The organism is Xanthomonas sp. NCPPB 1068 (genome assembly GCF_041479385.2).
Taxonomy (GTDB): domain Bacteria; phylum Pseudomonadota; class Gammaproteobacteria; order Xanthomonadales; family Xanthomonadaceae; genus Xanthomonas; species Xanthomonas cannabis.
The window spans coordinates 661278-686964 of record NZ_CM192986.1 but is presented as its reverse complement, the minus strand read 5'-3'; the positions used below and the strand labels follow the sequence as shown (position 1 = coordinate 686964).

19 protein-coding genes and 1 pseudogene are annotated in these 25687 nt (G+C 59.1%); 6 read left to right on the top strand and 14 right to left on the bottom strand.

The genetic code is table 11. The annotated features are described in order from the left end of the window. Nucleotides 1-3 precede the first annotated feature (3 nt). The 5 genes from ACCQ12_RS02970 to ACCQ12_RS02950 form a co-directional block, all read right to left on the bottom strand. A complete protein-coding gene (locus ACCQ12_RS02970; RefSeq protein WP_372382901.1) occupies nt 4-417 on the bottom strand; it encodes a hypothetical protein in 414 nt (137 codons plus the stop codon). 140 nt (nt 418-557) lie between these two features. After that, on the bottom strand, nt 558-1046 hold the full coding sequence (locus ACCQ12_RS02965) for a hypothetical protein (RefSeq protein ID WP_372382900.1): 489 nt from the start codon (nt 1044-1046) through the stop codon (nt 558-560). Between the two features lie 57 nt (nt 1047-1103). Next, the gene (locus ACCQ12_RS02960) at nt 1104-2582 is read right to left on the bottom strand and encodes an XVIPCD domain-containing protein (RefSeq protein ID WP_372382899.1); all 1479 of its coding nucleotides are present in this window, start codon (nt 2580-2582) and stop codon (nt 1104-1106) included. Nucleotides 2583-2596: 14 nt separating this feature from the next. Further along, entirely contained in the window at nt 2597-3235 is a 639-nt protein-coding gene (locus ACCQ12_RS02955) for a hypothetical protein (protein WP_372382898.1), read from the bottom strand. Between the two features lie 86 nt (nt 3236-3321). Next, nucleotides 3322-3738, bottom strand: coding sequence for a SymE family type I addiction module toxin (locus ACCQ12_RS02950; RefSeq protein WP_372382897.1), 417 nt, complete (start codon nt 3736-3738; stop codon nt 3322-3324). 653 nt (nt 3739-4391) lie between these two features. Here ACCQ12_RS02950 and ACCQ12_RS02945 point away from each other — a divergent pair. The 3 genes and pseudogenes from ACCQ12_RS02945 (at nt 4392) to ACCQ12_RS02935 (ending at nt 6643) form a co-directional block, all read left to right on the top strand. Continuing rightward, a complete protein-coding gene (locus ACCQ12_RS02945) occupies nt 4392-5108 on the top strand; it encodes a hypothetical protein (RefSeq protein WP_372382896.1) in 717 nt (238 codons plus the stop codon). Nucleotides 5109-5202: 94 nt separating this feature from the next. Further along, nucleotides 5203-6290: pseudogene (locus ACCQ12_RS02940) on the top strand (IS3 family transposase). 68 nt (nt 6291-6358) lie between these two features. Further along, nucleotides 6359-6643, top strand: coding sequence for a helix-turn-helix domain-containing protein (locus tag ACCQ12_RS02935; RefSeq protein WP_104579213.1), 285 nt, complete (start codon nt 6359-6361; stop codon nt 6641-6643). A 140-nt stretch (nt 6644-6783) separates the two neighbouring features. Here ACCQ12_RS02935 and ACCQ12_RS02930 read toward each other — a convergent pair whose 3' ends face one another. Genes ACCQ12_RS02930 through ACCQ12_RS02905 form a run of 6 tightly spaced genes read right to left on the bottom strand, consistent with a single transcriptional unit; the run spans nt 6784 to nt 17581 of the window. After that, nucleotides 6784-8583 carry an AIPR family protein gene (locus ACCQ12_RS02930; protein ID WP_123137567.1) on the bottom strand — a complete coding sequence of 600 codons (1800 nt, stop codon included), beginning with the start codon at nt 8581-8583 and terminating at the stop codon, nt 6784-6786. 4 nt (nt 8584-8587) lie between these two features. Continuing rightward, nucleotides 8588-9598: a PD-(D/E)XK motif protein gene (locus ACCQ12_RS02925; RefSeq protein WP_123137490.1), complete on the bottom strand. Its 1011-nt coding sequence runs from the start codon at nt 9596-9598 to the stop codon at nt 8588-8590. Further along, nucleotides 9582-12464: a Z1 domain-containing protein gene (locus ACCQ12_RS02920; RefSeq protein ID WP_372382895.1), complete on the bottom strand. Its 2883-nt coding sequence runs from the start codon at nt 12462-12464 to the stop codon at nt 9582-9584. Before ACCQ12_RS02920 ends, ACCQ12_RS02925 begins: the two co-directional genes overlap by 17 nt. Further along, nucleotides 12461-14014, bottom strand: a complete 1554-nt coding sequence (locus tag ACCQ12_RS02915) for an ATP-binding protein (protein ID WP_243850020.1) — start codon at nt 14012-14014, stop codon at nt 12461-12463. Before ACCQ12_RS02915 ends, ACCQ12_RS02920 begins: the two co-directional genes overlap by 4 nt. Then, nucleotides 13992-15980 (bottom strand): sigma-70 family RNA polymerase sigma factor, encoded by a 1989-nt coding sequence (locus tag ACCQ12_RS02910; protein WP_372382894.1) that lies wholly within the window; start codon nt 15978-15980, stop codon nt 13992-13994. Before ACCQ12_RS02910 ends, ACCQ12_RS02915 begins: the two co-directional genes overlap by 23 nt. A gap of 14 nt (nt 15981-15994) precedes the next feature. After that, nucleotides 15995-17581, bottom strand: coding sequence for a DNA cytosine methyltransferase (locus ACCQ12_RS02905; RefSeq protein ID WP_372382893.1), 1587 nt, complete (start codon nt 17579-17581; stop codon nt 15995-15997). 18 nt (nt 17582-17599) lie between these two features. On the opposite strand from ACCQ12_RS02905, the gene ACCQ12_RS02900 reads away from it, so the two are divergent. The 3 genes from ACCQ12_RS02900 to ACCQ12_RS02890 all read left to right on the top strand — a co-directional run bounded on the left by ACCQ12_RS02900 (nt 17600) and on the right by ACCQ12_RS02890 (nt 20860). Then, nucleotides 17600-18091 (top strand): very short patch repair endonuclease, encoded by a 492-nt coding sequence (locus tag ACCQ12_RS02900; RefSeq protein WP_372382892.1) that lies wholly within the window; start codon nt 17600-17602, stop codon nt 18089-18091. A gap of 319 nt (nt 18092-18410) precedes the next feature. Next, nucleotides 18411-20108 (top strand): AI-2E family transporter, encoded by a 1698-nt coding sequence (locus ACCQ12_RS02895; RefSeq protein WP_372382891.1) that lies wholly within the window; start codon nt 18411-18413, stop codon nt 20106-20108. Then, nucleotides 20105-20860 carry a hypothetical protein gene (locus ACCQ12_RS02890; RefSeq protein ID WP_372382890.1) on the top strand — a complete coding sequence of 252 codons (756 nt, stop codon included), beginning with the start codon at nt 20105-20107 and terminating at the stop codon, nt 20858-20860. Before ACCQ12_RS02895 ends, ACCQ12_RS02890 begins: the two co-directional genes overlap by 4 nt. A gap of 58 nt (nt 20861-20918) precedes the next feature. Here ACCQ12_RS02890 and ACCQ12_RS02885 read toward each other — a convergent pair whose 3' ends face one another. Genes ACCQ12_RS02885 through aceE form a run of 3 tightly spaced genes read right to left on the bottom strand, consistent with a single transcriptional unit; the run spans nt 20919 to nt 25450 of the window. After that, entirely contained in the window at nt 20919-21542 is a 624-nt protein-coding gene (locus ACCQ12_RS02885) for an HNH endonuclease (RefSeq protein ID WP_123137498.1), read from the bottom strand. Continuing rightward, entirely contained in the window at nt 21539-22708 is a 1170-nt protein-coding gene (locus tag ACCQ12_RS02880; RefSeq protein ID WP_123137499.1) for an AAA family ATPase, read from the bottom strand. Before ACCQ12_RS02880 ends, ACCQ12_RS02885 begins: the two co-directional genes overlap by 4 nt. Before the next feature lie 54 nt (nt 22709-22762). Continuing rightward, a complete protein-coding gene (gene aceE / locus ACCQ12_RS02875; RefSeq protein WP_372382889.1) occupies nt 22763-25450 on the bottom strand; it encodes a pyruvate dehydrogenase (acetyl-transferring), homodimeric type in 2688 nt (895 codons plus the stop codon). Between the last annotated feature and the right edge of the window lie 237 nt (nt 25451-25687).

Here is a 25687-nt window from a genome sequence, read left to right as displayed (position 1 = left end):
GGCTCAGCCCCCCTGCGCTGCCTTTTGAAACTCGATAGGCCCTTGGTAGCCCGGATACTTCTTCTTGATCAGGATGCGATCGGATGGCGTCACACAGCTATCCTCGAGGGAATTGGCCACATGTGCCTCATCCACGAAGAACTCTTCATAAGGCAGCGGCAGCACGGATGTCTCCCCGCCCTGATCGAACTTGAGCAACAAACTGTCGTCGCGCTCGAAGCACAACGTCTTCCAGGCGAAATCAGTCAGCGTCCCGGCTTCAACCACGGCCGAGTCCTTGCCGGCCAGCAGCGCCACAACATGCTCGGAGAACTGTTTCTTTGAAATCGGCGGCTCGGTCATGGCGCATCCTGCAAAGGTGGCAAAGACCACTGTGGCCACTGCCGAAACGTGGGGGCGGAAGATAGCGAATGGCATATGACGCGGCTCCTTCCTGCGGTAGATGAGTGTTTACCAGGAGGGCGCAGTGTACGCATCTTTGCAAAGTGGCGATTCCCTCTTTGCCAAAAGTCCAAGCCCCAAGCTGCTGAGAAGACCATTGACGTTGCGACGGCCATTTACATCAGATTTGAGTAGTCGCCTATCTGATTGCATATCTCCACAGGTGGGTCATCCACCTTGACGACTCTTCGCAGATCTCTTTCAGACTCCCGCTTTGGGGCAACGACACGGTAGACGAGATAAAACTCTCGGTCACGCTCCCAAAGACTGAATGTCGAAACTTCGGAAAATCTAAAACCTCTGCCGTTCGAAGATGCAACCTCAAAGTTGCACTCAGCATAGGCACCGAATCCACAACTGGCATCCAGGTAGCGCAACCGGTCTCTCCTACCAAGATCAAAGTGATATGAGCGCCCGTTTTCATCTTCGATGATCTGCGGTCTGATTTTCAGTGCCCGGTTTACACCTGCGCTCTCCCAGTCCCGGGACTCTGCGCAGAGTGAGAGATCGTGCAGCTCATGAGCACTGGTCTCGGCAAATATCAAAGTGCAACCTGTTGTAGCCAGGAGCAAAACCAGTACGCAGTTAAGTAACCTTACGCTCACGGGCACACTCCAGCCTTCGTTGCTCTGAGTGCCAGCGTACCAGCGATATAGAACATCTCAGCGCGTCATCGACGGGCCGGCCTGGGTAACGGCTTGCTGCGATTGCTCCAGCGCCTGCTGCTGTTCGCGCCCCTGGGCCTGAGTCTGATTGATTTCCTGCAGGCGATCGAACGACTGGGTCTCTGGTGTCTGCACGGCGTCCATGGTCGACATATGGGCACGCTGGTGAGCCGGGTCGTTGAGGGCGCCCTGAACGACGAAGACCTTCTCGCCGCCCGCCAGCTGAGCCGTTGGGTTGTTGAGTACCACATGATCGACCCGCGACAACCCTTCCTCTTTTGCCAGCGCAAGCAGGCTGGCGGTCATGCGCTGGCTCGATGCATCCCACTCCCTGCCATGCTGGGCATCGAGCTTTTGCACCCCATCCCTGATCTGTTGGTAGAGCGAGTGATCTGCATGGCCTGGGTCTGACGGAAGAAGTTGAGCCGGTGGCCCAGGCGATTGCGGATCGCGCTCTCGCAACTCCTGTTCTAGCTCGCGCGCAGTGATCGGCGAGACGTGCAGGTGCGTCGTCTTGCTGTGCTGGAACAGGCCGGGCGTCGGCGGCTGCGTGCTGCTGTCGAGGTAAGGCATGGGGCGGGTATTGCTACCCAGGTCGATACCATTGCGCTCCAGTATTTCTTCCTTCAATCCCAGGCGCTGCATGTCCAGGATCATCGGCTGTTCTTGCTCGCCCGGCTTTGGCTTGTTGTACTGCCGCTCATAGATGGCGGCTGTGCCAACCACCCACGGGCCGTAGTGGTTGGCGTAGTCGGACTGACCGGTATGGCCGATACGGGTGCTCTTGGCATCCTTGTCGAAGAAGTTCGCACCCATTGCCTCAACGTTGGCAGGAGTGACGGGCATCGTCATATCTGCGTTCAGGGTAAGGTTGGACTTGAGCACGTAATTGAACTGCGGCATTCCGCCAGTTCGATCAATGAAGTCGTGCATGCGGCCGGGGGCTTCCCGATAAATATCTTCCAGGGAGGCATGCGGATTTGACTGCTTTACCCTGCTGATGGTTGCATTCCAGCCTGCAATTTCTGCACTTGCTTCATCTACACGGTTACTTGCTAGAACCTTCTGCGCCGCGTCCGAATAGTCGTGCGTGGTCTTGGCTATTTGCGCCGCAGCGGTTTCGAACGTCTTACGGGAAACAGCTGCGGTTGGGCTGTACATGGCGTGCTGTAGTTCATGCCCAAGCACAAACGTCATGTCACCCGAATCAAGCAATGTTCCACCAGGCCCATTGGAAAGTTTGGACAGCGGCAGCCGGATGGAATTCTCATTAGGCGTGAACGTCCCACCTGCATTCGGATCAGTCAGAGGCTTTAGACTGAGTACGCGCTGCTTGGCAACCGCATCATTGAATTGATCAACCAGAACGGGCGAAGCGGCAAGAACGCCCTGCAAATTGGCGACATGTTCGGCAGTGACACCTGGCTGGCGGCCGAAGTCATCAACAATGGCTTGCGCCTGTGGACTCAAAGGCATGACCGTTCCTTGGATTAACGAATGTAGATCCATTCAACGCAGTGGTGCTCCACCCGCTGCTGCGGTGCATCAGCCTCACCTCGTGGAAACACCTCCACGCGTATGCCTGGCCGGCTGAAGAAGTCACTCATCCATCGCCCGTCTTCCACCATGTTGCGCTGACGCACGAACCCGATACTTTCCAGCTTCTTCGTGAACGTATCGAAATCGATCTTGCAGATCTCCGTCATGGGCGGAGAAGCACCCGCTTGCGTTGGGATAAAGGTGAACTCGAACCAACGCCCTGCGGTAGCAGTCTGGTCCACGCCAAAGCTATACCCCCACTCACTGGTAAGCGGAGCACTGCCGCCGTAACGCCTGGGATCTGACGCGGCATGCGTCACCGGGACACCCATCTTGGATTGCAGGTAGTCGGGTGTCAGATCGTCAAGCCCTTGGATTTCTTCAATCAAGGCAAGCATGCGGGTGAGTGCATCTTCTGCCGTTCGTATCGGTCCGCTGGGTTCGCTGCCAGGGGGAGTGACTGCGGAATCGGATGAGGAACGCATGGCAGATGTCTCCGTGACGGTTGCCGGGGCTGGGGTGGCCGCCGTGTGGGCGCATGCGCCCAGAGCGAGGGTGGCGAGCAAGGCGTAGAGGGGGCGCGCGATCATGAAGCGTCCGTTGTGCGCTGGTGTGGCTGCGACGCTAGTGGCATCCGGCACCGAGGTCAATCGCAAGGGGTCTGGCAGCCGCACCATCATCGCCGCACGCTACGCGCCTTGGCCGGCACCTCCACCGGCGGCAACACCTCCATCAGCAGCTGCCCTTCGCTGGCGGTGATGCGCAGCTTGGTGCCGATGGCAAAGCCCAGTTGTTCCAGCCATAGGCCGCTGAGGCGGACGTGGGGCACGTGCTGGTCGCCGGCGCGGTCGTGGGCGCCGGGGTAATGGGTGTAGCTGACAGTGCATTGGCGCGGGCGCCGTGCGCGGCGGGGTGCGCGCAGCGTGCCGGGGCCTTGCGGGGAGGCGTCCGGGTCGGGTGGCAGCATCGGTGGCAGCTTGGTGCGGTCGGGTTCCACAACGACCCACTGCACCCGCTTGGGCGGCGTGGGGCGCGCACGCGTGCGGGTGGGCCGTGCGCTGGCAGATGCCGTGGGTGGACGGCGGCGTGTCATGGCGCCTCCGGCCGGTGGCGGGTGATGGATGCGGCAACGCACTGCTGCAGCGCCATGGCCCTGCGTGCGGACCGGCGGCGCGAGGTGTGCGGCAGCACAGCGGGCGGGCAACTCAGCGTATGCGCGCAATGGGCGCTCGCCTGCTCAACAGCTGCGCGTGCGGCGAGCTGGCGCAGCATCCCGCCTACATCTAGCAGCAGGCGGTGAGCGGAGGCTGGCAATAGATAACCCGGCACCGGGGCCGGCGTGGATGGTGCGGTAGACATGGCAACGCCCTCTTGGAACAACCCAAGAACCGCCGCCAACGGCGACGGGATGTCGGGAGGTTCGAAACCGCACACAGCCGGCGGGCGTATTCCCCTTGCGGGTGTTGTATTAGCCGCCCTCCCGACGCAGGCATTGCGTCGGCTTGTACCTGCAAGATGCAGGCACAAAAAACCCACCGGTTTGACGGAGGTGGGTACCGCTGTGTGAGGAGTTTCGACGCTCCTTGGGCCTAGATTGCGAGTGCAGCGTGTGCGTGTCAATAGCAACTGAGGAGGATGTTTGACGCGTCTGTGTAGCGTGCTGGCGCACCACCGGCAGCTGAGGAATACTGACGATCACAGCCATTCGTTGGCTGCGCGATCCCCGAGGGAAGCCAGGTGAGTTCAATGGATGAAGTAGCAACGGAACACAGCGCCGACATTGATGGAGAAGCGATCAAGCTCACAGACCCGAGCTTTCCATCGCTCTCTTCAGCAATGGCCCATTACGCACAGGTGACCGAGCAGAGCCGCGCCGGCCCAGTCGAGCGCTGGAGCTTGACGATTGGCCTGATCGGTGCCGGCGTCGGAATCTTGTCCGGTGCTCTGTTGGACGGCAAAACTGGCATCTATTTAGCTGTCTTCGGACTTGTGACTGAGCTGACAGGCTTCCTGATTTCGGCAGCGCTAACCGTCAAGCGCGAATGGCCGGGGTTCCGTCGCCCCTATGCGGATCACGCAGAGCTGATGGAGCGGGAGTTCCATCAGTATCAATCGATGGTCGCGGCGCTTCGCAGGTTTCCGCTGGAACAACGGCGTCGACGCGAGGCATTCATGCGTGATCGTCGCACCAACATGCACGACCGCCTGGGGCTATTCACCGGTGGCATGGAGAAGCTTGGCTTCATGCCTGTCCTGCTTGCCCTCTATCTGCAGTTGAAAGACTGGCGTCTGGGCGACTGGACGGTACTGAGCAAGATCACCCTAATCCAGGGCGTGCTGGCCTTCACGCTACTGTTTGCCTTTGCAATGTCATGGCATCTCATTCGCCTACGTATACGCGTGCAGTCTTACGAGCAATTGTTGGCTGAGGCAAACCGGCAAGATGGCGCGTCCAGCAAGTAAGCGGGCACCAAGAACGACATGCCACGGTAATCCCCCCACAGGTTAGCTGACGCCAGAAGTGGAATTTTCTCGTACCCTTTTCCGAGGAGGTTCCATGAAGACATCCCGCTTCACCGACAGCCAGATCATTGCCGTCCTCAAGCAGGCCGAGGCCGGCACGCCCGTGCCGGAGTTGTGCCGGGAACACGGCATCAGCTCGGCGACGTTCTACAAGTGGCGCAGCAAGTTCGGCGGCATGGACGCATCGCTGATGTCCCAGCTCAGGGAGCTGCAGGACGAGAACCGGCGCCTGAAGAAGATGTACGCCGATGCCCAGCTCAGCGCCGACCTGCTGAAGGAGGCGATGGCAAAAAAATGGTGAGGCCATCTCAACGCCGGGAGATGGCCCGATGGGCCGTGGCGAACAAAACAATGAGCATCCGGCACGCCTGCCAGGCGTTTGATATCAGCCAAACTTGCTACCGCTATCAAGCCAAGGCCAGCGAGGAGAACGTCCAGATTGCCGATTGGCTTGTCCGGTTGACCACGACCTATCGTGACTGGGGATTCGGCCTATGTTTTCTGCACCTGCGCAACGTGAAGGGCTTCGGCTGGAACCGCAAGCGGGTGTACCGCATCTACCGGGAGCTGGAGTTGAACCTGCGGATCAAGCCGAAGAAACGGCTGGTACGTGAGCGGCCAGAGCCGTTGTCGGTACCGGAGACGATCAACTAGGTCTGGTCGATGGATTTCATGCACGACCAGTTGGCCGATGGTCGCAGCTTCGGGTTATTTAACGTGCTCGACGACTTCAATCGCGAGGGTCTGGGCATCGAGGTCGACCTATCGCTGCCATCGGCCCGTGTGATCCGCGCGTTGGATCAGATCATCGACTGGCGCGGCAAGCCAAACGCCATTCGCTGCGACAACGGCCCGGAGTACATCAGCGGCGCGCTGCTAGCTTGGGCACAGCAGCGCGGCATCCGGATCGAGCACATCCAGCCAGGCAAGCCGCAGCAAAATGCCTACGTCGAACGTTACAACCGCACCGTCCGCTACGCTTGGCTGGCCACAACGTTGTTCGACACCATCGAGCAGGTTCAGGACAAAGCCACGCGCTGGCTATGGACGTACAACCATGAGCGCCCCAACATGGCGCTCGGCGGCATCACCCCAGCAATGAAATTGGCGATGGCCGCGTAGCTCCACTTTTGGCGAACGCTAAAACGGGGGGATTACCGCAGGACGAGCAGCCCGGAGCACATCAGAACGTGACAAAGAGGAAGACCCTTCCGATCTATAGCCAGCGCCTGCGTGAGGCGCGGGAGGCGCGCGGACTATCGCAACGGGCGCTCGGAATTGAGGCTGGCCTTGATGAGTTCGTCGCGAGTACGCGCGTCAACCGGTACGAAACGGGCGTACACCAGCCCGACCTGCAGACCCAGCAACGCATAGCAGCTGTACTCGGCTACCCCCTGGCCTATTTCTACGCCGAGGACGACGAACTCGCCCAGATGATCTTTGAGTTCAAGAGCCGGGCGAAGCGTAACGCCTGACAGATCGAAGACCCTTCAAGGCGTCCTCGTTGTCGGCGGAAAACAAGGCTCCCCGCTGCAAGCTCAGATCGCTTTCCCATCGCGGGCATTGTTCGTTCTGGCGACATGGCCGCAGTGACGATTCGCGGCCTTGCACATCCTCACTTGATCTCGGGAATCAACGCGTTGATGCTGGTCAGCTCAAGTTGCTGTAGCTTCTTCCAGCACTCTTCCTTCTTTGACCATTCGCTGATCATCCTGCCATCGGCTGTAGAGTGGAGGCCTGCATTCACCTCCTTTGCCCACACCCTCACTTGGTCCTTGAAGGCTGCGGAGATGCCTTGCTGCTCCCAGATCCGCATCAGATCTATCGCACTACCATGCTGCTTTGCCAACAGCGAGACAAGGTAGATCGCCACATTGCCTTGGAATGCTGGAAACATTGGCCTGACAAGTGAATGCACTTGCTTGAACAGGATCACCTTACCGATCATCTCCTTGAAGCCACCGGCACTGGGCATCACGGGCTCGCCACGCTCCTCCCTCTCACGCACGTCGTCCATGAAACGTGCGAAGTTCTTCTGACCGCCCAGACTCGCCAAGTGCGGAAGTCCGCCCCAAGCATTCAAGAACTTCGCAAGATCTGTCTTGGTGAGCCGACGAGCAGGTGGAACTACATTCGACTTCAAGTTCCTGTACTTCGCCGGCGTACTTCCCTCACGCGCCAACATGGTCGTGTAGCTTCCCGCTGCACGCTCATAGAACCAGCGACCTACGCCGTCCGGCAGATACACGGAATTCGACAGCTTCTCCAGCTCTACGTGGAAAGGAGAGTTGGCGGAGAGGTCGGATTGCTTCACAGTATTCTGGCTGTTGGCAAACCTAGATATGTCGCTTATCAGCGATTCTTCTGCGACTGCGTTATCCGCCTTCAGTACGACAACCTTGGCAGGAACGCGAACCTTCGCCAAGTCGGTGTCGGGATATTTCTTCTTGGTGAAGTAAATGGATGCAGTTGTCTGCCCACCATTCACTATCTGCATTCCCTTCAACCAAGCGATCCCAGGCCCACCCTGCGAGGTCCTGCCAAGACTCGCTTCGTCAGCGACGACCACAATGCCATTGTTGTACGCCACAAACTTCTCTGGTTCCGAACGGAGCGAAGCTTGGATGCCCTTATTCACTTTTCCAGTTGCGCTCAGGAATGAGCGTACATTGGCCTCGAGTAGACGAGCTCCATACTTGTCATACAGGTGGCGAAGCACATCACCAGGGAATACCGTCATCGCATAGTCATAGGACTCAGCTTCGCCAGGAATGTAGACGCACGGCAAGGGTCCACCTGCCAACTCCTCAAAATTGACGACCAGCTCATCGCGTGGCCTCCCCTCTGAAAGGTGACGATGCAACCTCTCGATGTCCATCACTTCAAGACGGATGGTCTTTGCAGCGATTTCCTGCGACTTGAAATTCTTGGTCTTGACTTGGCCATCCGTCAGAACGTAGATCCGGATCTCCTCGAGGTCCCCGTACGCTCTTTGGATGTGGACGGCGAGCTCATGCGCGTCATGAGAAGGATCCAAGTTCTTTGCCATCGATCCTTCGGCCGACAGCCTGAGGAAACGCGCACAGTACTCCGCTGCCTGCTTGGTTTCGGAATCCGGAATCGAACTAGGCTCGTCCAAGTTCAAGTAGTGTGTCACGAAAAGATCAAGACGGTCTCCATCCTCCGAGATCGAATAGCCGCTGAGCCTGATACTCGCACCGCCTCGTCCGACTTTGCTGTCGACGTGACACACTTGGGGCTCATAGGTCATCCCTACTTCCTCCATGTGCTTCATGACGATCTCCGAGAAGACAAGCTCCGGATAAGGGTAGGCCGCGCCCGATGCAGTCATTCTTTCTGAAATCTCATCTTGGACCTCAGCTCTTATCTGTCCGAGGAATTCGATCAGTTCCATCTTCCTACGCTCCAAGTTTTCCAGAAATCTCCGCGAAGCTCCTCGCGACCACCGGGAAAGCATCCAGATCCAGCGTATACATCACTTCGCTGACCGCCGCCGGTACCGTAGCCCTTGTCAAACGAGGGCTCTCGTCTTCAACCAGGCGATACATCAGCTCCCTTGTCAGAAAGCGCCTGCTGTAATGGTCACGCATGGCCTCAAGATAGCCTGCTGCGAAAAGCCTCCCTGAGAACAACAAGGCTGCTGCGTCATCCTGAATAGCTCGCGCCAGATCATCGACATACTCAGGAAGGGTCTTCCCTCCATCGCTCTGGGATACACGAACACAGGCGATATAGAGCGGCCGATGAAGACTGTTGTCGAGCTGGTCCAAGTTGCCGATCCTGGCCGTGAATCCAGCAGGCAATGTGGTGGTCTTGACCTCAACCCCGCCAGTTCCGATGGAGAAGTCATGCAATCCATCCATGGGGCCGACCCAGGACTCCATAGCATCGGCCGCCAACATGCCGTCGGCAATCATGTTCCGTAAGACAACGAGTTCACCAAGCAGTCCAACCTCCTCTTCAGTCGAAAGAACAGCGGGCTGTTCCCTCTTCATGAAGTCCTGCCATGCTCGAATTCTAGCCAACAGCGAACCGAGGACCTTCTCTCCTCTATCGTCATGGGCACGCTCCAAAAGCGACACGAGATCTGCCGCCATGAGCGTAAACAACGCAAGTGGCCCGCCTTGCTGACGAACGAGTGCAAACCAGGCGCGCCCGCCGCCATGCGGCATCTCAGTTTGGTGGAACGCGAAACCCTGCCCACGTGGCAGCCTGGAATCATTTGGAGGTACCACATCGGCGATCCCCACCAGCAGACTCTCCTCGTTTCCACTCCCCCGTCTTCCAGCCAGGACCAGACTGGTCACGGTCTTCGAAAGTTCGATGACCTTCCAGCCCGCGCCATCGGCCAGCCCGCTCAACGCCCTCCATGCCGAAGCTAGCTGTTCCTCCTTATTCCGATGCGCCATAGTCCAGTTCCCAACCTACATTGTTGATCTTGTACTCGACGCGGACATCCGCCTTGCTTCCCGGAAAGCTCATGGCAAAGGCGACGACGTCGGAGACATCGGCCAGCGCGCCTTGCTCACCCTTCGGATCCAGCACGTAGATGATGAGGAGACCACTCTCAGGTTTGGCTTGGACACCGTCCGCACCAAGTCCTCTAACTGTACGCATGGCTGGACCACTCGGCACCTCTGGAGCCGTGGCCGACTTCTTTTCCTGTCGGCGCTCCCAAGTCTCTACGGACATCCTCAAAGCAGCATCCCACTGACTTTGGTCGAGGCAGATCATCTCGTCCTTTGGATCGGACAGGACCCCTATGGCGAACCTATCTCCCTCGACTACATCGGCACTTCGGCCAACCTTGTTGACCTTGATCCCATCAGCCACTTCAACGGGAACTCCCGACTTGTTCCCGATCAGCGCGACATCCCAGTTCGTCAGCTCCCCTAGGCTAGCCATCTTCCGCACGAATTCCGCCAGCACCGCGCTGTTTACCCGATGCGCAGTGCTGTTCGTCCTGTAGTCCAGAAGGAAATCGACAACGGTCTGGTAATTGACACCTTTCCAGAGGTGGCCGTGCCAGGCTTGACGGGTATCTCCAAAGGTCCTTGCAATCTCGCCGTATTCGTCCTGACGGCCCAGATTTCCGACAAGCCTTCGAGCAGCCTGCAGATTCCTCCCGACATCTCCCTTCGAGAATGAGACCGTCTGCATCAGCTGACCGCTGTACGAGAGCAGCAATGTCCTGGCACTCCGCATCTTGATCTGGGAAGTGACCATCAGCTCAGGATGCGACTGCACCTTCAGTCCGAACTCCTTCGGCGTGGCTCCGGAGTTTGCCATCAGATCGAACTCCTCCCTCAGCTCACCTGCCGCATCGGAGATGTGGCGGAACCATTCAACCAGATCGGAGGACGTGTACAGGCGGCACAGGTCCAGATAGCCCCGGCGATATCCGAACCAGCGGCCCATCTGCATCAGCGTGTCGTACATCTTGGAGGCACGGAGGAAGTAGCTTGTACAAAGGCCTTCCAACGTCAGTCCACGCGCCAACTTGTCGCCACCGATGGCGATGACTTTCAACCCCCTTCCCTTGTTGTACTCATAGTCCAAGGCGTCCTTGGCAGTGCCATTGACAAGCCTTACATCAATGTCCTCCAACACGCCGGGAATCGCATCAAGAAGCTCCGGCCAGGAAATTTCCAATTCCGGGACGTCGCCGATGCCTGCGTCCACGAGGACACGTGTGGCGGGGACAAAGTCTTCTTCCCACATCCGGCGGAGGCGCTCGACGACATCCTCCTCCCCGATGCCTCTCGTGACCCGCTGACGCATAGACCTCACGTAGTCCTCAACGTCAGCCTTTACCAGCTTTTGAACCTGGTTGAAGCGAGTGACGTGGATCAGCATCGAGCTGTGCATCGCCCCTTGCCTACGCATGGAGCGGACCGCACAAGCAAGTACAAAGGAATCGATTGCGGTTCGTAGACTTGGAGGAAGCGGTTCATCACTGCTCCAAGCCGGCATGTGGGTGATCTTGTGCTTCGCAGGCATCCATCCTGTCTGCTTGTCCGCGGACTGGAAATCGCTGATCTCCTTGACCAATGGCAGCTGTCCTTGCCGCCCTTCGGGTGACGGATAGCCAAACACCGTGGATGGCCCCACATAATTGCTTGGTGCAGCGAGGCTCTGAATAAAAGCGGATGGGAAGAGGTCCAGTCCCTCCCTTTTCGTCTCCCCCTTCTCATGAATGAAGATATTGGCGAAGGGAGTGGCCGTATAGCCGACGTAGGCGGACCTCGAGAACGAATGCAGTATCCGTCGAATCAGTTTGTTGATGGTTGTCGGCTGGTGTTCGTCGTCCGGCTTGCCGTCTTCATCCAGCACGGTCTCGCCTGTGTCCACCGAACCGTTGTCGGCTTCATCGTCAATGATGAGAAGTGGAAGCTTGGTGACGCGCTTCTTCACCAACGGCAACTTGTTTTCGTCGGAGCTCGTCCCTTCCTCCGCATCCCGCAAGGTGAGGTCGGCCACATGGTTCTGGATCCATTTCAGAAGACGCACGAGGACCGACTTGTTCTTCTTGACGACGAAAAGCCAAGGACGCTCCTCGGGGGATATGGAGAGTTGCGTAGCAGCACGACCGCCGAAGTCACCATTTTCCGCACGGGTAGTCGCGCAGTTCGGCTTGATGGACATGTCGGTATCGATCAAGCCGACACCGACCCGGCGGAGGACGTCGCTCTCTCCGTTTGCTTCGTACCCGAGGAAGCCCTCCTCCAAGCGGATCTGTGTCTGCGACCTCAAGTTGTTGTGGAGCCCTGCAAGGACGATGATCACCTTGTACTGGGCGTCCGCGGCCTTGCACACCAAACCGGTATAGCTGGCAGTCTTGCCAGATTGGACATGACCCACAACGAGCCCGCGCCTGCTCCAGCTCCCCTTCCGGACCGGATCCTCGAGCATTCCAAGAATCTTGTCGGTCGACTTGTCCAACTTGTCGGCTATGTCCCAGGAAAGGTCCTTCTCCAGAAGTTCGCGATAGCGCTGCCAGTATCGCCAGTCCTTCTTTCGCGTTGCATCCAGCCACGGCTCATGTCCAGCCTCGTCCCTCAGGGATGTGTCATCTCCGACCCAGATGCTGAACCTTCGGATCAACTCGTCGGTGACCGCATCCTTGTCGAGATCCACGGCCCACTTCGGATTCAACATCATGGCGATCCCGATTTTTTCGGCAATCAACGCGGGGGTGATTCCTCCTTTGTCCTCTTCCTCGAGAAGAAGCATCTGTACGAGGCGGATGGTCTTGCTTTCATTGGAATCGCTCATACAGCTCCACGCTCATTGTTCTCATTGATATCGGAGGGCAAGCCTTTGACCAGATCGGGATGCAGATCGAAGGGCTCTGTCTTGAGCAACCTAGATTTCGCCTCGTCCGAGGACAAACCCGACCTCACCATAAGTGTTCTGTAAAGGCTCAAGAGCACTTTTCTTACCGACTCATCTGGCTCTTCTGTGAAGCCACCTTTGGCGTGCTCTCCTGTCTCGGCAGCTTCCAGCCAGATTCTTTGAACCGGAATGGTCTCTTCGAGCACACGGAGCATCGTCTCCACGCGCTCCTTGATTTCCCCGCCCTCATCCAGCAACGGCTTGATGGCCGGATGACTGCGGTCTACCCGATAGCGGCGGCCTGATTTGATCTCATGCGACATCCAGACCGCTGCTAGGTCCTCGGGACGGTTGGATGAAGCGTTGGACCGGGCCCTGTGCAGGAACACCTTCCTGGCCCTGTCGCGCACATCGTCTGCCAAGCGGGTCAACTGGTCCCGCAGCCTCACCGGTGGCTGCGCGGACGACTTCCGGACATCGATCTTCCAGTCCGCATCAGTGTTGTTGGCAATATCCAGACGGATCCGTGCCAACCTGTGCGCCTCGTCCTTGGACCATGATCGACCACGCCCGAGACCCAGCCAGCTTCCGGCAACCAAAAGTCTACGGCCACGGTACACATAGAAGCCCTGCTGTGAAGCCCAGCCTTCTGGCCCGCCCGCATCCAAGAACGCTTTGTCGCTGAGACGGTCCTTGTGTGGCAGCACGAACGCCTGTGCCGATACCTGCCAATCACCCGAACCGATGTTGGCTTCCGGAGATCGCCACGTCGCCGAGTTCGCGGTCAGGAATGGGTCCCAGGGCTTCAGTTCCTTCCCATTGATGCGCAGTCGGATCCAAGGACCGCTTCGGTCGAGGAAGCGGTGGAACACCATGGAGAGGTGGGCCTCAACCCTGTCCATCAGGTCCAGGAAGTCCCGCTCCTTGTAGGACTTGGATACGATGCGATCCAGGCTTTCCCAAAGTACGACCGTGCCTCGGCCGCCACCCGCAGGCAGATTCAACCTGCTCTCAGACCCCACGAAGGAGCCTTCCAGAAGATTCCAGTTTCCGTGCGGGTCATTGGCCAGTACATCGAGATCCCAGCGCAAACAGCTGGTTTGACCATCCTTGCTGCTGGCGACTGTCAGGCGCCTAGCCTGCGAGAACGAGGCGGTCTTCAGGCCAAGGCCGAATCTTCCGAGGTCGGTTGAGCTACGTTGATGGAGAGGATTCCTGTCACCCAGCCTCATCGCACTCTCGAGCTCGGCATCTGTCATCCCTCCCCCGTCGTCACTGATTGCTATCCAGCTGTCGTGCATTGACCAGTGGAAGCCAACGTCGATAGCTCGGGCGCCTGCAGAAATACTGTTGTCTATCAGGTCGGCCAAGGCTGTCTCGGTCGTGTAGCCAAGGCCGCGCAGTGCCTCGACCATGGCGCTGGCCTTGGGTGGCGCATTGCGGATTCCCGACAAGCTGGAATGACCACTATTCATCGAATAGCTCTCCAACGTATCCCTCCAAAGCAGCCAATGTCCTCTGCGGATGACGCAGAGCCTTCAGTGCCTTGACTTCGATCTGGCGTATGCGCTCCCTCGTCACTCCGTGCATCTGCCCAACTTCTTCGAGCGTTCTCTCGACGCCATCGACCAGACCGAACCTGTGCCGAATTACATCAGCCTGCTTTTCCGAGATCTCCTTGATGCTGAGGTGGACGAGCCTTGCCATCTCCATGTGCTCGGCGAAGTCTGCCGGATCCGCCAACTCATCGGCGACGGACATGACAGCATCTTGATCGGCAGGCGAGTCCTCCCATAAGGAAGCATCCTCGACAACCGACAAGGTTCTCCTCACCTCCGCTTCCGAGTACCCGGTCAGGTTCGCGATCTCGGAGAGCGGTATTCCCATGGGAGACTCGAAGCCGGTCATTCGGGCCGCTTTCGCAACCTTGCTCAACCTCTCCATCATGTGCACCGGCACACGAATAAGCCTACCCTTGTCCGCAATAGCTCGAGTGACAGCCTGCTTCAGCCACCAGGTCGCATAGGTCGAGAATTTGTATCCCCGCCGGAAGTCGAACTTCTCGATCGCCTTCAACAGTCCGATGAAGGACTCTTGTATGCGGTCCATCCGCGGGATATTGGACCAGGCATATTTCTCTGCCACCGAGATAGCAAGCCTGATGTTGGCCGCGAACATTTCCCGCTCCACCCTCGTACCACGCGCAAGGATCTCCGCAAGATGCGGATTTGCATGCCCCGCCGCCGACATCGATTGATGAACCGTCCTGACGCCGTACATCGTCAGTTCGAGCCGTTCAACAAGAACGGAAATATTCTTGCTGGGGACGGTATCCCTGCTTGCCCAAGCTGAAGATACGAGCGCCAGAACTCCCTTCAACTTTTCGGATATCTTGGAACTTCCTTCTTCATCGCCATCCGCTTCGATGCGACTTATTCTTCCGGCCGCATAAGGGTCATCGGCAATGACCATTTCCAAATTGATGAGGGCTTCCATGGCATGCTCATCATTTGACATGGTGCGGATCGCGTCGTTGATTACCAAGGACGCCAAGAGGCCCAGGCGCTCCTCGCCATCACGGTCGAGCAGTACCGAGCGCTCCACCTCCTTCGTCAGCTGGAAGTGCGGATCATTTCGTGTAGCCGACAGGTCCCTCAGATACTGCAGATACGCTTCCGGATCCTCCTCAAGGTCCAGACCCTCGTCGATCAGAGGCCCGACCAGCCATTCATCCCGTTCGTCGTCGGGGATCGCGCCGATATCACCCAGCAGTTGCCGCAGGTGCTGACCGAAGTCCACATCTGCCCCCAGTTCCGAGTCGCTAACAAGCAGATCGATCTGGCGTTGTCTGTATAGGCCGTAGTCCGAGGCTCGCCCGATGAGGGTTGCAAACAGCGCCTGCTGGTCGTCTTCTTGCAGCCCGATGGCAGCATCCATTCCGTCGGGGTCCGGCAACTCAAAGACAAAGTTTCCCCAACCGGCATCCTGCGGAATAGGCCGCTGGCCTTCGAGTAACGACTGGGCTTCGATGATGCCGGTTCGGACAACCTCGTCGTCGGCGGGAATAGTAGCGACGTCTTCCGGCTCCCATGTCCCGAAGATGTCGGCCTCCGTATCGGTCTCGGCGGGATCGCCAAGGTCCATTACATCCGGATCTCCATGTGGCGCGAGAAGCTCGACCACAGCGATCCAACCAGCAGCCTTGGCCACGTCGCTTGCCGACATGCCTGATCCGTCCAATGCGGCCTTGTCTGCTCCATGTTCCAGAAGCAGCTTACATAGCTGCACATTCCCTGCCTGGGCCGCAAACATCAAAGGAGTGCGACCGCGCTGATCGGCGGAGTCGACACTTCTGCCTTCTGCGATGTGTCGTGCGACACGCTCAATGTCGCCTTGCTGTAGGGCCGCACGAAAAAGTGGAGGCAGGGACTGCTTGGAAAGCTGCGCATCACTCAAAGCTGTCCTCCCGCCTATTCCTTGATGATGTCCGAAACGACCCTGGCGATCTGACGGGCAATCATCGGCGGGACGGCGTTGCCCACCTGCACGAATTGCTGTGTCCGGTTGCCCATGAAGAGGTAGTCGTCCGGGAAAGTCTGCAACCTCGCAGCCTCACGAACCGTGAGGCTCCTGCACTGTCCCGGGTCATGATGAATGAAGGCATGCCCATCCTTCGACAGATGACTGGTCACGGTATTGGATGGCCGGTTCCTGACTTGAACACGAAACCGGTCCGAAAAAGCACCCGTGGTCCAGCTTGCGTGATAGGGGGCAAGCGCCAAAGGAAATTCAGCACCTCTTGGCGAGCGCTTGTGTACTTGGGCGAAGGCGGCACAGAAGAGGTAACGCCCCATGTCCGAAGGCATGTGCGAGCGCGCCTCGTGATTGAGGACTGCCGGCTGCCCCCCTTTTCGCACCTTGTCCTCGAAACCCGTGATAACGCTTGTGGTATAGCTGACCGAGGATCGCGGCAATCGGGACTTGGGCTCGATCGTCCTCAGCTCCGCCTTCAGCTTCGGATCATCCACGCACTGGACAAGCAGACGCCGCTGAATTTCGAACGCTTCCTTCCAGTCCTTGGCGTTGTCCTGCTGCCGGCTGATTCCACTTCGCAGCCCTGGCAACCCTCTCAACGCATCTGCGACAGATGTCTGCTTGTCCGGACACTCCAGACCAGGAATCCGCTCGATGCGACCACTGAACCGGTCCTCGCGCACCCCCATGATGATGATCCGGTGCCGCGCCTGCGGCACTCCGTGGTCCTCGCATCGGATCAGGAAGCCTGCGGGATCTTCGGCAACGCTTTCGTGGGTCCTGAGCGAATCGCCGTCGACATGGATCGGCAACAGCACGTACCGTTCGCCGGTGCCGCCGCGCCCCTTGCCCAGCGCGGCCTTCGGATCCGCCAGATCGCGCTGGATCGCCTCGAACATTGCCTGGTCACCCACCTTGGAAGTGAGGATCCCCTTGACGTTCTCCATGATGAAGACGTCGGGCGTGAACTTGGCCAGGATTCCCAAGTACTGCTTGTAAAGGAAGTGGCGGTGGTCACCCTTCGCCTTGAACTCGCTGATCTTGGATTGCCTGGCACGGCCGACGACAGAATAAGCCTGGCATGGAGGCCCGCCGATCAATACTAGCTGGTCGTAGTACTCGCGTACCGCTTCGATGCGCTGATGGAGCCGCTCGTTGTCGGCATCCACACCCATTGTGAGATTGAGGGCTTCCTCCTCGGCCTCACGCCAGAGGCTCGCCCACTTCCCCTCGCGGAACCGGGCACCCGGAAGCGCCGCATTGCCGTATGCGAACTCCTGGAGGTAGTTCCGATATACCGTGGGCAGCTCTCCCTCAGCCCTTTGCAGGAGCCGCACGAAGGCCCGCAACTGCAGCGTCGCATGGGCAGACTTCTCCATCTCCGCCGAGACAGCCAGTTGGAAGGGGTGAAGTGTCGAGTTCTTCGGACTGAAGCTACTGAAGCCTTCGCCCAAGCCACCCGGACCGGCGAAGATGTCGATGACACCGACTGAACCACTTTTGCGCTTTGATGCCGCGGACAAGATCAGAGGACTCTGGCAATGGTTGATGTGATGACCGCAGAGAAGCGTTCGGCGCTGATGTCGCGGATCAGAGGCAAGGATACCGCCCCCGAGCTCATTCTCAGACAGTTGCTATGGCAGAAAGGGCTAAGGTACCGGCTACATGACCGCAAACTACCAGGAAGACCGGATCTTGTCTTCGCTGGACGCAAGGTGGCCGTCTTCGTCCACGGCTGCTTCTGGCATCGCCACGAGGGCTGCCCGTACTTCCGGCTTCCCAAGACACGTCCAGAGTTCTGGGATGCGAAGTTGCAGAGAAACAGGGAGCGTGACCTGGCCGTCATCCGGGCGATCATCGATCTTGGCTGGCGTGCAGGAGTCGTATGGGAATGCTCGATACGGCGCTCAGCGGAGTCGGCCTCCGACGCATTGACGCATTGGATAGGAATGGGCAATGGCAACATTTCCATCGGAGCATGCGGCACGTCCATCTCGTCCATTGAGACCCCACAGTTCACCTCGCCCTACTAAGCCTACAGCCCCGAGACCAGCGCAGCCAAAGTCAGGGCAGACTTTGGGTGCTCTGAGGATCATCTGCGTGATATCCACCGAGCAGATGCTGCGAGATGCACCGAGCTTCGCGAATCGCTTGCGTCTATGCAGCTCGAATGAAGCGAAAGATCAACACAGGCCCCAATTTTGCCACCCGTTTCTCCGCGCCTCAATAAATTTGGTAGCCTGCCGATAGGAAGATCTCGCGGTGCGCTTCAGTGGCGTCGGCCTGTTCTGTTGTCGCATTCGCTGAGATCGTGCTCGGCAAGTATGGCGCGCCATCAACGGGGAAGTGGGCATGCAACACAAGGAAGGCGCGGGTTTCTATCAGCAGGACGAACGGCAGGTGGTGGAGGCCGAGCAGGTCGACCTGTTGTTGGCCAGCGCGATCGACCGGGCGAGCGTTCTGTACGGGCTGCAGGAACGCGAGCCGTTGCCTTTGTCAGCGAGCCCATCGCAGCACGCGCTGCGCCAGCAGCGCTTCCAAGAGCTACTGGAAAGCAGTCGCGAGCAGGTGCTGCAGCAGATCATCGGGCCATTCGGCCTGACCACATTGATGTTCGACGACAAGCAGGGTGGCAACGTCACCACCCAGTTCAATGCGGAGAAGGACATCTACTCGCGCCAGTGCGAGCAGTACCGCCGCAAGGAATACAAATACGAGGCCGCCCGCAAGAAAAAAATGCGCGAGGCGGTGCGCGGTGGCCAGATGAACTCCAATGAGTTCACGGACACCTACACAGGCGAGAAGGCTGCCACCAAGCGCGAAGACCGCAACGGCATGCTGGTTATGAACGCCGAGCTGGACCATACCATCCCGCTCAAGCAGGCGCATCGGGAAGGGGGCTGGATGCTGGACAAGGCCGAGCGCACCGCGCTCAGCTCTGATCCGGCCAACCTTAACTACACGACGATGGAGAACAACCGCGAGAAGGGCCACAAGTCCGCGGAGTCGTCGTTGTCCAGCGAGAAAGGCTACGACGAAAGCCTGACCAAGCCGGTCATCGAGAAGGCGCGCTCGGCGATCGACGACCACCTGCCGACCATGGGCGAGCGGGTACAGCACCACACGGGACGGCTGCTGGTGACCGGCGCCGAGCAGGCGGGGCGCAATGCGCTGCGCAAGGCCATGGGTGTGGTGATGCACGAATTCGTCAATGGCTCGTTCGTGGAGGTGGTGCGGATCGTGCGCGAGCCCGAGTCTAAGGTGAGCCTCGTCGACCAGATTCTCGCGGCATTGAAGCGCGTGATGGCGCGCGTACAGGCCAAGCTGCGCGCGGCGCTGAAGGCGCTGTTAGTGGGCGGCATCGAGGGCTTCGTGTCGAACCTGATGACCTTCGTCATCAATACCTTCGTGACGACCTCGGCGAAAGTGGTCACGGTGATCCGCGAAGGCGCCGGCAGCCTGTTCCAGGCGATCAAGATGCTGGTGGCGCCTGCCGAGGGCCGCTCGTCGATGGACATCGCGCGCGATGTGACCAAGGTACTGACTGGCGTGGTCACCACGAGCCTGGGGCTGCTGCTGGAGCAGTCGGTCAACGGGTTCCTGCTCGGCATTCCGCTGCTGGCACCGCTGGCGGGGATTCTTTCGCCGGTGATCACTGCGATCCTGACCGGCCTGATGGCCGCGCTGGTCGTGTATGGCATCGATCGTCTGTTCGATGCGCTGACCTCCCCGGGGACCGAACACCTGCAAGCCCAACTGGAGGGGCTGGAGGCCGACGCGCGTCTTGCCCAGACCCTGGCCGAGCTGGTGGCCAGCCAAGCGCAAATGGTGGCCTCCAACTTGGAACTGGCGCAGATGAATGCCGCGCTGGCGGAGACGTTTGCCACGAACGCACAGGCGCTGGATCAGGCGCACGAAGGCGCCGCGCGGACCCAGGATGCCTATCTGCGCACGGGTGCCGCGTTGGAAGTCGCGGGTGCCTCGATGTTGGCGCTGGAGGAAGAGATGGCGGCGTTTTTCATTGACATGGAACTGGACGAAACGGAATGAGCGACATCATCGAAAAAATGGCCTTGGTGCAGGTGCCGGAAGATTTCCTGCATCGCATCGATGTCGATGCCGTCGTCGCGCGGATGCACGGGAATTTCTGCAAGCTGGATTCGCTGAAGAAGTTCCGTAACGAACACGATCAGCGCAATGCATTCATGCGCTGGTGGGACAACGACAAGCTGGAAGGCGCGCAGCTGGATGCGCAGGAACTGCAGGCGGAGTTCTCCAAGTCGCTGTCCCAGCTGATGATGATCGTGCTGCTGCACTCGCAGCGCATTGCCTCACAGCAGCGCCAGATCGGCGTGCAGCAGACGGCGCTTGCGGGGCAGGCGGAGGAGTTGGCGGAACAGACCCAAGCTCTGGTGGCGCAGCAAGTGGCGCTGAAGGAGCAGTCCGAGGCGCTGGAGACGCTGGTGGTGGACTATGTGGCGCTGCGTGGGCTCACGGAGGACGGTGCGCGTAAGCTGATGCGGGTGGCGACAGAAGTAAAGAGCGCGCGGGAGGGCCTGCAGCAGCGGTTCGACACTGCGCTGGCGCAAGTGGAAGCGAGCATGGCAGACGTGGGAGTGCGCCATTTGGCGCTGGAGCACGCGCAGGTGCGGCTGGATGAGATACAGGTGGAGATAGGCGCGGGTATCGACGAGGGGCGCTTGGCGCTGCGCAAGTTGCAGCAGCAGATACGGGTGATGAAGTGGGCGCTGGGTGGGTTGGCGATGGTGGTGGGCCTGATGGGGTGGCAGATTTTTTTCTAATCAGGAGGGACCTTGCCCAAAGCGATTACCCTCTGCTGTGAGTGCTCGGCGCAAGACCCTAGGACAACCTCAAAATTGCATTTATAGCCACTGCCCGGAGTCTCTGCGTCACGCCTCGAATCCCTTGAGCCGCATCAAGCTGCTCAATTTCCAGGTCACGCAACCGGAAGTACTCCACCGTTTTCTGTCCCTTCGCAGACTTGCGAAGAACTTTGTATCGGTGAAATGAGACACCGGTAACTCTGACAGAGAGCACTGCAATATGAGCAGAATAGCAATCCAAGTTCGGATGAATTATTTCGTACTGGCTCGCACGAAAAATTCCTTTCACAACTTGGGCAGGCGAAGCGCCATGTACAAAAGAGTAGTCGCACCCCTTAATGCCCATGTTACACCTTTTGCAGGCAACACTTAGATTGACGGGCTCAAGAACCTGATCGGGAAAGGACGATTGCGGGAGAATGTGCTCAACATCAACCGCCAGATCATGATCTTGGTGGAATTGCTTACGACAATAGCAACACATATCCCCTTGAATTAGGCGGTGCAAATTGCGGACTTTCTTTCTTATCGGGCGAATGCCTTTACAGGACCAATCGAGCGCCCCTCCCACACTATGGACCGCAATCAGAGCGGTCTCGGCTGTATCGAACTTAAGGTCAAGGTAGGTCGGCATAGTCATGACCCCAATTCATCGGCCATCTTTTCCACCAACGCAACCGCAGCCTCTTGTGTGCTGTCGAGCCCCATCTTCGAGAGCTCCGCTACCGCTCCGTGTAATTGACGTCGCGAAATATCGCCACTCTCCAGGCGATCCAGCAGTTCAACCAGATAGCCACTAAGAAAGTGATTTTTGGGAGTAATTATATGAAAAACTTCAGCCATTATCGCCTCTATCCCCTGATCAGCCAGATCAGCTAGATCAACATCTTCGAATGAACTGAGTGTTGGCGACATTACGTAGACAGATGCATCCGCATCGAGAGCCTCGCAGCCCATAACGATCATAGGAGAATGGGTTGCTATCACGATGGTGACAGTCTCGTAGCCAAGCACCCCACTGAGGGTGGATAGATACTCTCGCTGCCACGTGGGATGCAGACTATTCTCCGGCTCATCGATCAGCAGCAGGGAGCCTTTTTGCCGCGTCAACGCCAAAAACACCATTGAAATTATGAGTGACACTTCGCCGGAACTGGCAGCAGAAAGTGAAACCACCCCCGCATGCGAACGAAGAAATAACGAGATCCCGGAAATAATTCCAAGCGCCTTAAGCTCCTTCTCCCAGAAAAGCACTCTCGGAATATTTATGCGGACAAAGTCATTGACGCTATAGCCATCAAAATCCATCCACAATGTTTCTCGATCAATGCTAGATGTGATCAAATAGATGATAGATATCAAGTCATCTCGATCGCGCTCTTTGCGAGCTGATAGCTCCTCGATTCTCTCTCTGATGTCCTGAGTCGGTTGATTCGAAGATATCGAGATCTTGAAGCCAACCTCCGGCTGGTACCCGCAGTACCGTAGTATTCGTGAGATCGAGCGCAGCTGCAGCTCATCTCTTTCGTAAGAATTGGATATTGCACGTTTGAGTACGCGCTCAGGACTGCTACCTCGACCATAGGCCAGAACATGCGCCTGCCTTCGAAGGCGAGCAAAGCGATTGAAGGGCGAACTCGACATCACAATGACTTCGCGATCTCGGCATGCTGACATTGCAAGAGAGCGAAGGGCGCGCGTCTTCCCGGCCCCATTCTCGCCAACAAGCAACGTAACCCCACCATGGATCGGTTGTACGCTCTCTTCAGTGATCTCGTGAAGCGAGACCTTTTTTATTTGGATCATCCCTTACCCCCCACAAAAAAAGGGGCGACTCACGTCGCCCCCTCATGTATTGACTCAAACCCCAACAGGATTCGCCTTCTCAGGATCAATCTTGTACTGCTTGATCGCCCGGGCCACATCCTTGCCCGTCATCTTGCCATCCTTCGCCAGCGCGGCAATCGCCGCATGCGCGATGTAGTAACGGTCGACCTCGAAGAACCGGCGCAGGTTGGCACGCGTGTCCGAGCGACCGAACCCATCCGTGCCGAGCACGGTGTAGGTCATCGGGACGAAGGCGCGGATCTGGTCGGCGAAGGCGCGCACGTAGTCGGTTGCGGCGATGGCCGGGCCCTGGCGGCCTTCCAGCAGCTGGGTGACGTAGGGTTTGCGCTGTTCGGCCTCCGGGTGCAGGCGGTTCCAGCGTTCCACGGCGTAGCCGTCGCGGCGCACTTCGTTGAGGCTGGGGCAGGACCAGATGTCGGCAGTGACGCCGAAGTCCTTGTCCAGCAGCTCGGCCGCGGCAATGGCTTCGCGCAGGATGGTGCCGCTGCCCAGCAGCTGCACGCGCAGCTCGCCCTTCTTGGGCTTGCCGGCGTCCTTGAGCAGGTACATGCCCTTGATGATGCCCTCGGCTGCGCCTTCCGGCATGCCGGGGTGGGCGTAGTTCTCGTTCATCAGGGTGATGTAGTAGTACTCATCGATCTGGTCTTCCATCATCGCCTTCATGCCGTGCTGCATGATGACGGTGACTTCGAAGCCGAAGGTCGGGTCGTAGCTACGCACGTTCGGGATCGAGCCGGCGATGACCTGGCTGAAGCCGTCTTCGTGCTGCAGGCCTTCGCCGTTGAGCGTGGTGCGGCCGGCGGTGCCGCCGAGCAGGAAGCCACGCGTGCGCATGTCCGCTGCCTGCCAGGCGATGTCGCCCACGCGCTGGAAGCCGAACATGGAGTAGTAGATGTAGAACGGCAGCATCGGCACATCCGACACCGAGTAGCTGGTGCCTGCGGCCATCCACGAGGCGATCGCGCCCGGCTCGCTGATGCCCTGCTGCAGCACCTGGCCGGTCTGGTCTTCGCGGTAGTACATCAGCTGGTCGGCATCGACCGGCTTGTACTTCTGGCCGAACGGCGCATAGATGCCGATCTGGCGGAACATGCCTTCCATACCGAAGGTGCGTGCCTCATCGGCCACGATCGGCACGATGCGCGGGCCCAGTTCCTTGTCGCGCAGGGCGATGTTGAGGCTCTGCACGAAGGACATGGTGGTGGAATAGCTGCGCTCGCCGCTGTCCTTGAGCAGGCGCTCGAACTTGTCGAGCGTGGGCGCGACGAACGACTTGCTGGCCTTGGGACGGCGCGACGGCAGGAAGCCGCCCAGCACGCTGCGGCGCTCTTTGAGGTACTGCACTTCCGGGGAATCTTCGCCGGGGTGGTAGAACGGCACCTGGCCATCTTCCAGCTGGGCGTCGGTCACCGGAATGTTGAAGCGGTCGCGGAAATGCTTGACCGCCGCGTCGTCCAGCTTTTTGGTCTGGTGGGTGGGGTTGAGCGCCTCACCGGCCGAACCCATGCCGTAGCCCTTGACCGTCTTGGCCAGGATCACGGTGGGCATGCCGGTGGTGTTCACGGCCTGGTGGTAGGCGGCGTACACCTTGTGCGGGTCGTGGCCGCCACGGTTCAGGCGCCAGATGTCGTCGTCGGACAGGCCGGCGACCATGGCCGCGGTCTCCGGGTACTTGCCGAAGAAATTCTCGCGGGTGTAGGCGCCGCCGAAGGCCTTGCAGTTCTGGTATTCGCCGTCGACGGTTTCCATCATCAGCTTGCGCAGGACGCCGTCGCTGTCCTTGGCCAGCAGGGCGTCCCAGTAGCCGCCCCAGAGCAGCTTGATGACGTTCCAGCCGCCGCCACGGAACACGCCTTCCAGTTCCTGGATGATCTTGCCGTTGCCGCGCACCGGGCCGTCCAGGCGCTGCAGGTTGCAGTTGACCACGAAGATCAGGTTGTCCAGGCCTTCACGGCCGGCCAGCGCGATGGCGCCGAGGGTTTCAGGCTCATCCGACTCGCCGTCGCCGATGAAGCACCACACCTTGCGGTCGGACTTCTCGATGAGGCCGCGGTTTTCCAGGTAGCGCATGAACTGCGCCTGGTAGATGGCGGCCAGCGGGCCCAGGCCCATCGACACGGTGGGGGTCTGCCAGAACTCGGGCATCAGCCACGGGTGCGGGTAGGACGAGATGCCCTGGCCGTCCACTTCCATGCGGAAGTTGTCCAGCTGGGCCTGGCTGATGCGGCCTTCCAGGAAGGCGCGGGCGTAGATGCCCGGGGCGCTATGGCCCTGGATGAACAGCAGGTCGCCCGGATGGTTGTCCGAGGGCGCGCGCCAGAAGTGGTTGAAGCCCACGTCGTACAGGGTGGCGCTGGAAGCGAACGAGGCGATGTGGCCGCCCAGGTCGCCCGGCTTGCGGTTGGCGCGCACGACCGTGGCCATGGCGTTCCAGCGGATGATCGAGCGGATCTTCCACTCCAGCGCGGAGTCGCCGGGGTGCTTGGCCTCGTTGGCCGGTGCGATGGTGTTGACGTACTCGGTGGTGGGCGAGAACGGCAGGTAAGCGCCGGCGCGGCGGGTCTGTTCGACCATGCCTTCCAGCAGCTGATGGGCGCGCTCCGGGCCTTCGACGTCGATGACGGCCTTGATCGATTCGAGCCACTCCTGCGTCTCGAGCGGGTTCGGATCGTTGTGCAGCACTTCGTTCAACCAGTTCATTAGCGCTCCCGGGGGGGACACACCCCGCGGGTGTGTCGACATCGTGAATTCGTGAACCCCCAAGTGTACCGCACGCACCTGTTGCCATTCCTCGCTACGGTGGCGTATGGAATGGGATGGTGTTGTGCACTGAGTGGGGCATCGGCGCCGGCTGGAACGACGCTTTGGCACAGCGGGCGCTGCCGGCGTACGACCAAAGGATGAGAGCCAGCGGCAGGCGATGGCCGGCCGATGCCG

Bases quoted from the DNA above. Each gene is read 5' to 3' on its own strand.
- ACCQ12_RS02970 (WP_372382901.1), bottom strand. From the start codon at position 417: ATGCCATTCGCTATCTTCCGCCCCCACGTTTCGGCAGTGGCCACAGTG.
- ACCQ12_RS02960 (WP_372382899.1), bottom strand. From the start codon at position 2,582: ATGCCTTTGAGTCCACAGGCGCAAGCCATTGTTGATGACTTCGGCCGC.
- ACCQ12_RS02955 (WP_372382898.1), bottom strand. From the start codon at position 3,235: ATGATCGCGCGCCCCCTCTACGCCTTGCTCGCCACCCTCGCTCTGGGC.
- ACCQ12_RS02950 (WP_372382897.1), bottom strand. From the start codon at position 3,738: ATGACACGCCGCCGTCCACCCACGGCATCTGCCAGCGCACGGCCCACC.
- ACCQ12_RS02945 (WP_372382896.1), top strand. From the start codon at position 4,392: ATGGATGAAGTAGCAACGGAACACAGCGCCGACATTGATGGAGAAGCG.
- ACCQ12_RS02930 (WP_123137567.1), bottom strand. From the start codon at position 8,583: ATGGAACTGATCGAATTCCTCGGACAGATAAGAGCTGAGGTCCAAGAT.
- ACCQ12_RS02925 (WP_123137490.1), bottom strand. From the start codon at position 9,598: ATGGCGCATCGGAATAAGGAGGAACAGCTAGCTTCGGCATGGAGGGCG.
- ACCQ12_RS02920 (WP_372382895.1), bottom strand. From the start codon at position 12,464: ATGAGCGATTCCAATGAAAGCAAGACCATCCGCCTCGTACAGATGCTT.
- ACCQ12_RS02900 (WP_372382892.1), top strand. From the start codon at position 17,600: ATGGTTGATGTGATGACCGCAGAGAAGCGTTCGGCGCTGATGTCGCGG.
- ACCQ12_RS02895 (WP_372382891.1), top strand. From the start codon at position 18,411: ATGCAACACAAGGAAGGCGCGGGTTTCTATCAGCAGGACGAACGGCAG.
- ACCQ12_RS02890 (WP_372382890.1), top strand. From the start codon at position 20,105: ATGAGCGACATCATCGAAAAAATGGCCTTGGTGCAGGTGCCGGAAGAT.
- ACCQ12_RS02885 (WP_123137498.1), bottom strand. From the start codon at position 21,542: ATGACTATGCCGACCTACCTTGACCTTAAGTTCGATACAGCCGAGACC.
- ACCQ12_RS02880 (WP_123137499.1), bottom strand. From the start codon at position 22,708: ATGATCCAAATAAAAAAGGTCTCGCTTCACGAGATCACTGAAGAGAGC.
- aceE (WP_372382889.1), bottom strand. From the start codon at position 25,450: ATGAACTGGTTGAACGAAGTGCTGCACAACGATCCGAACCCGCTCGAG.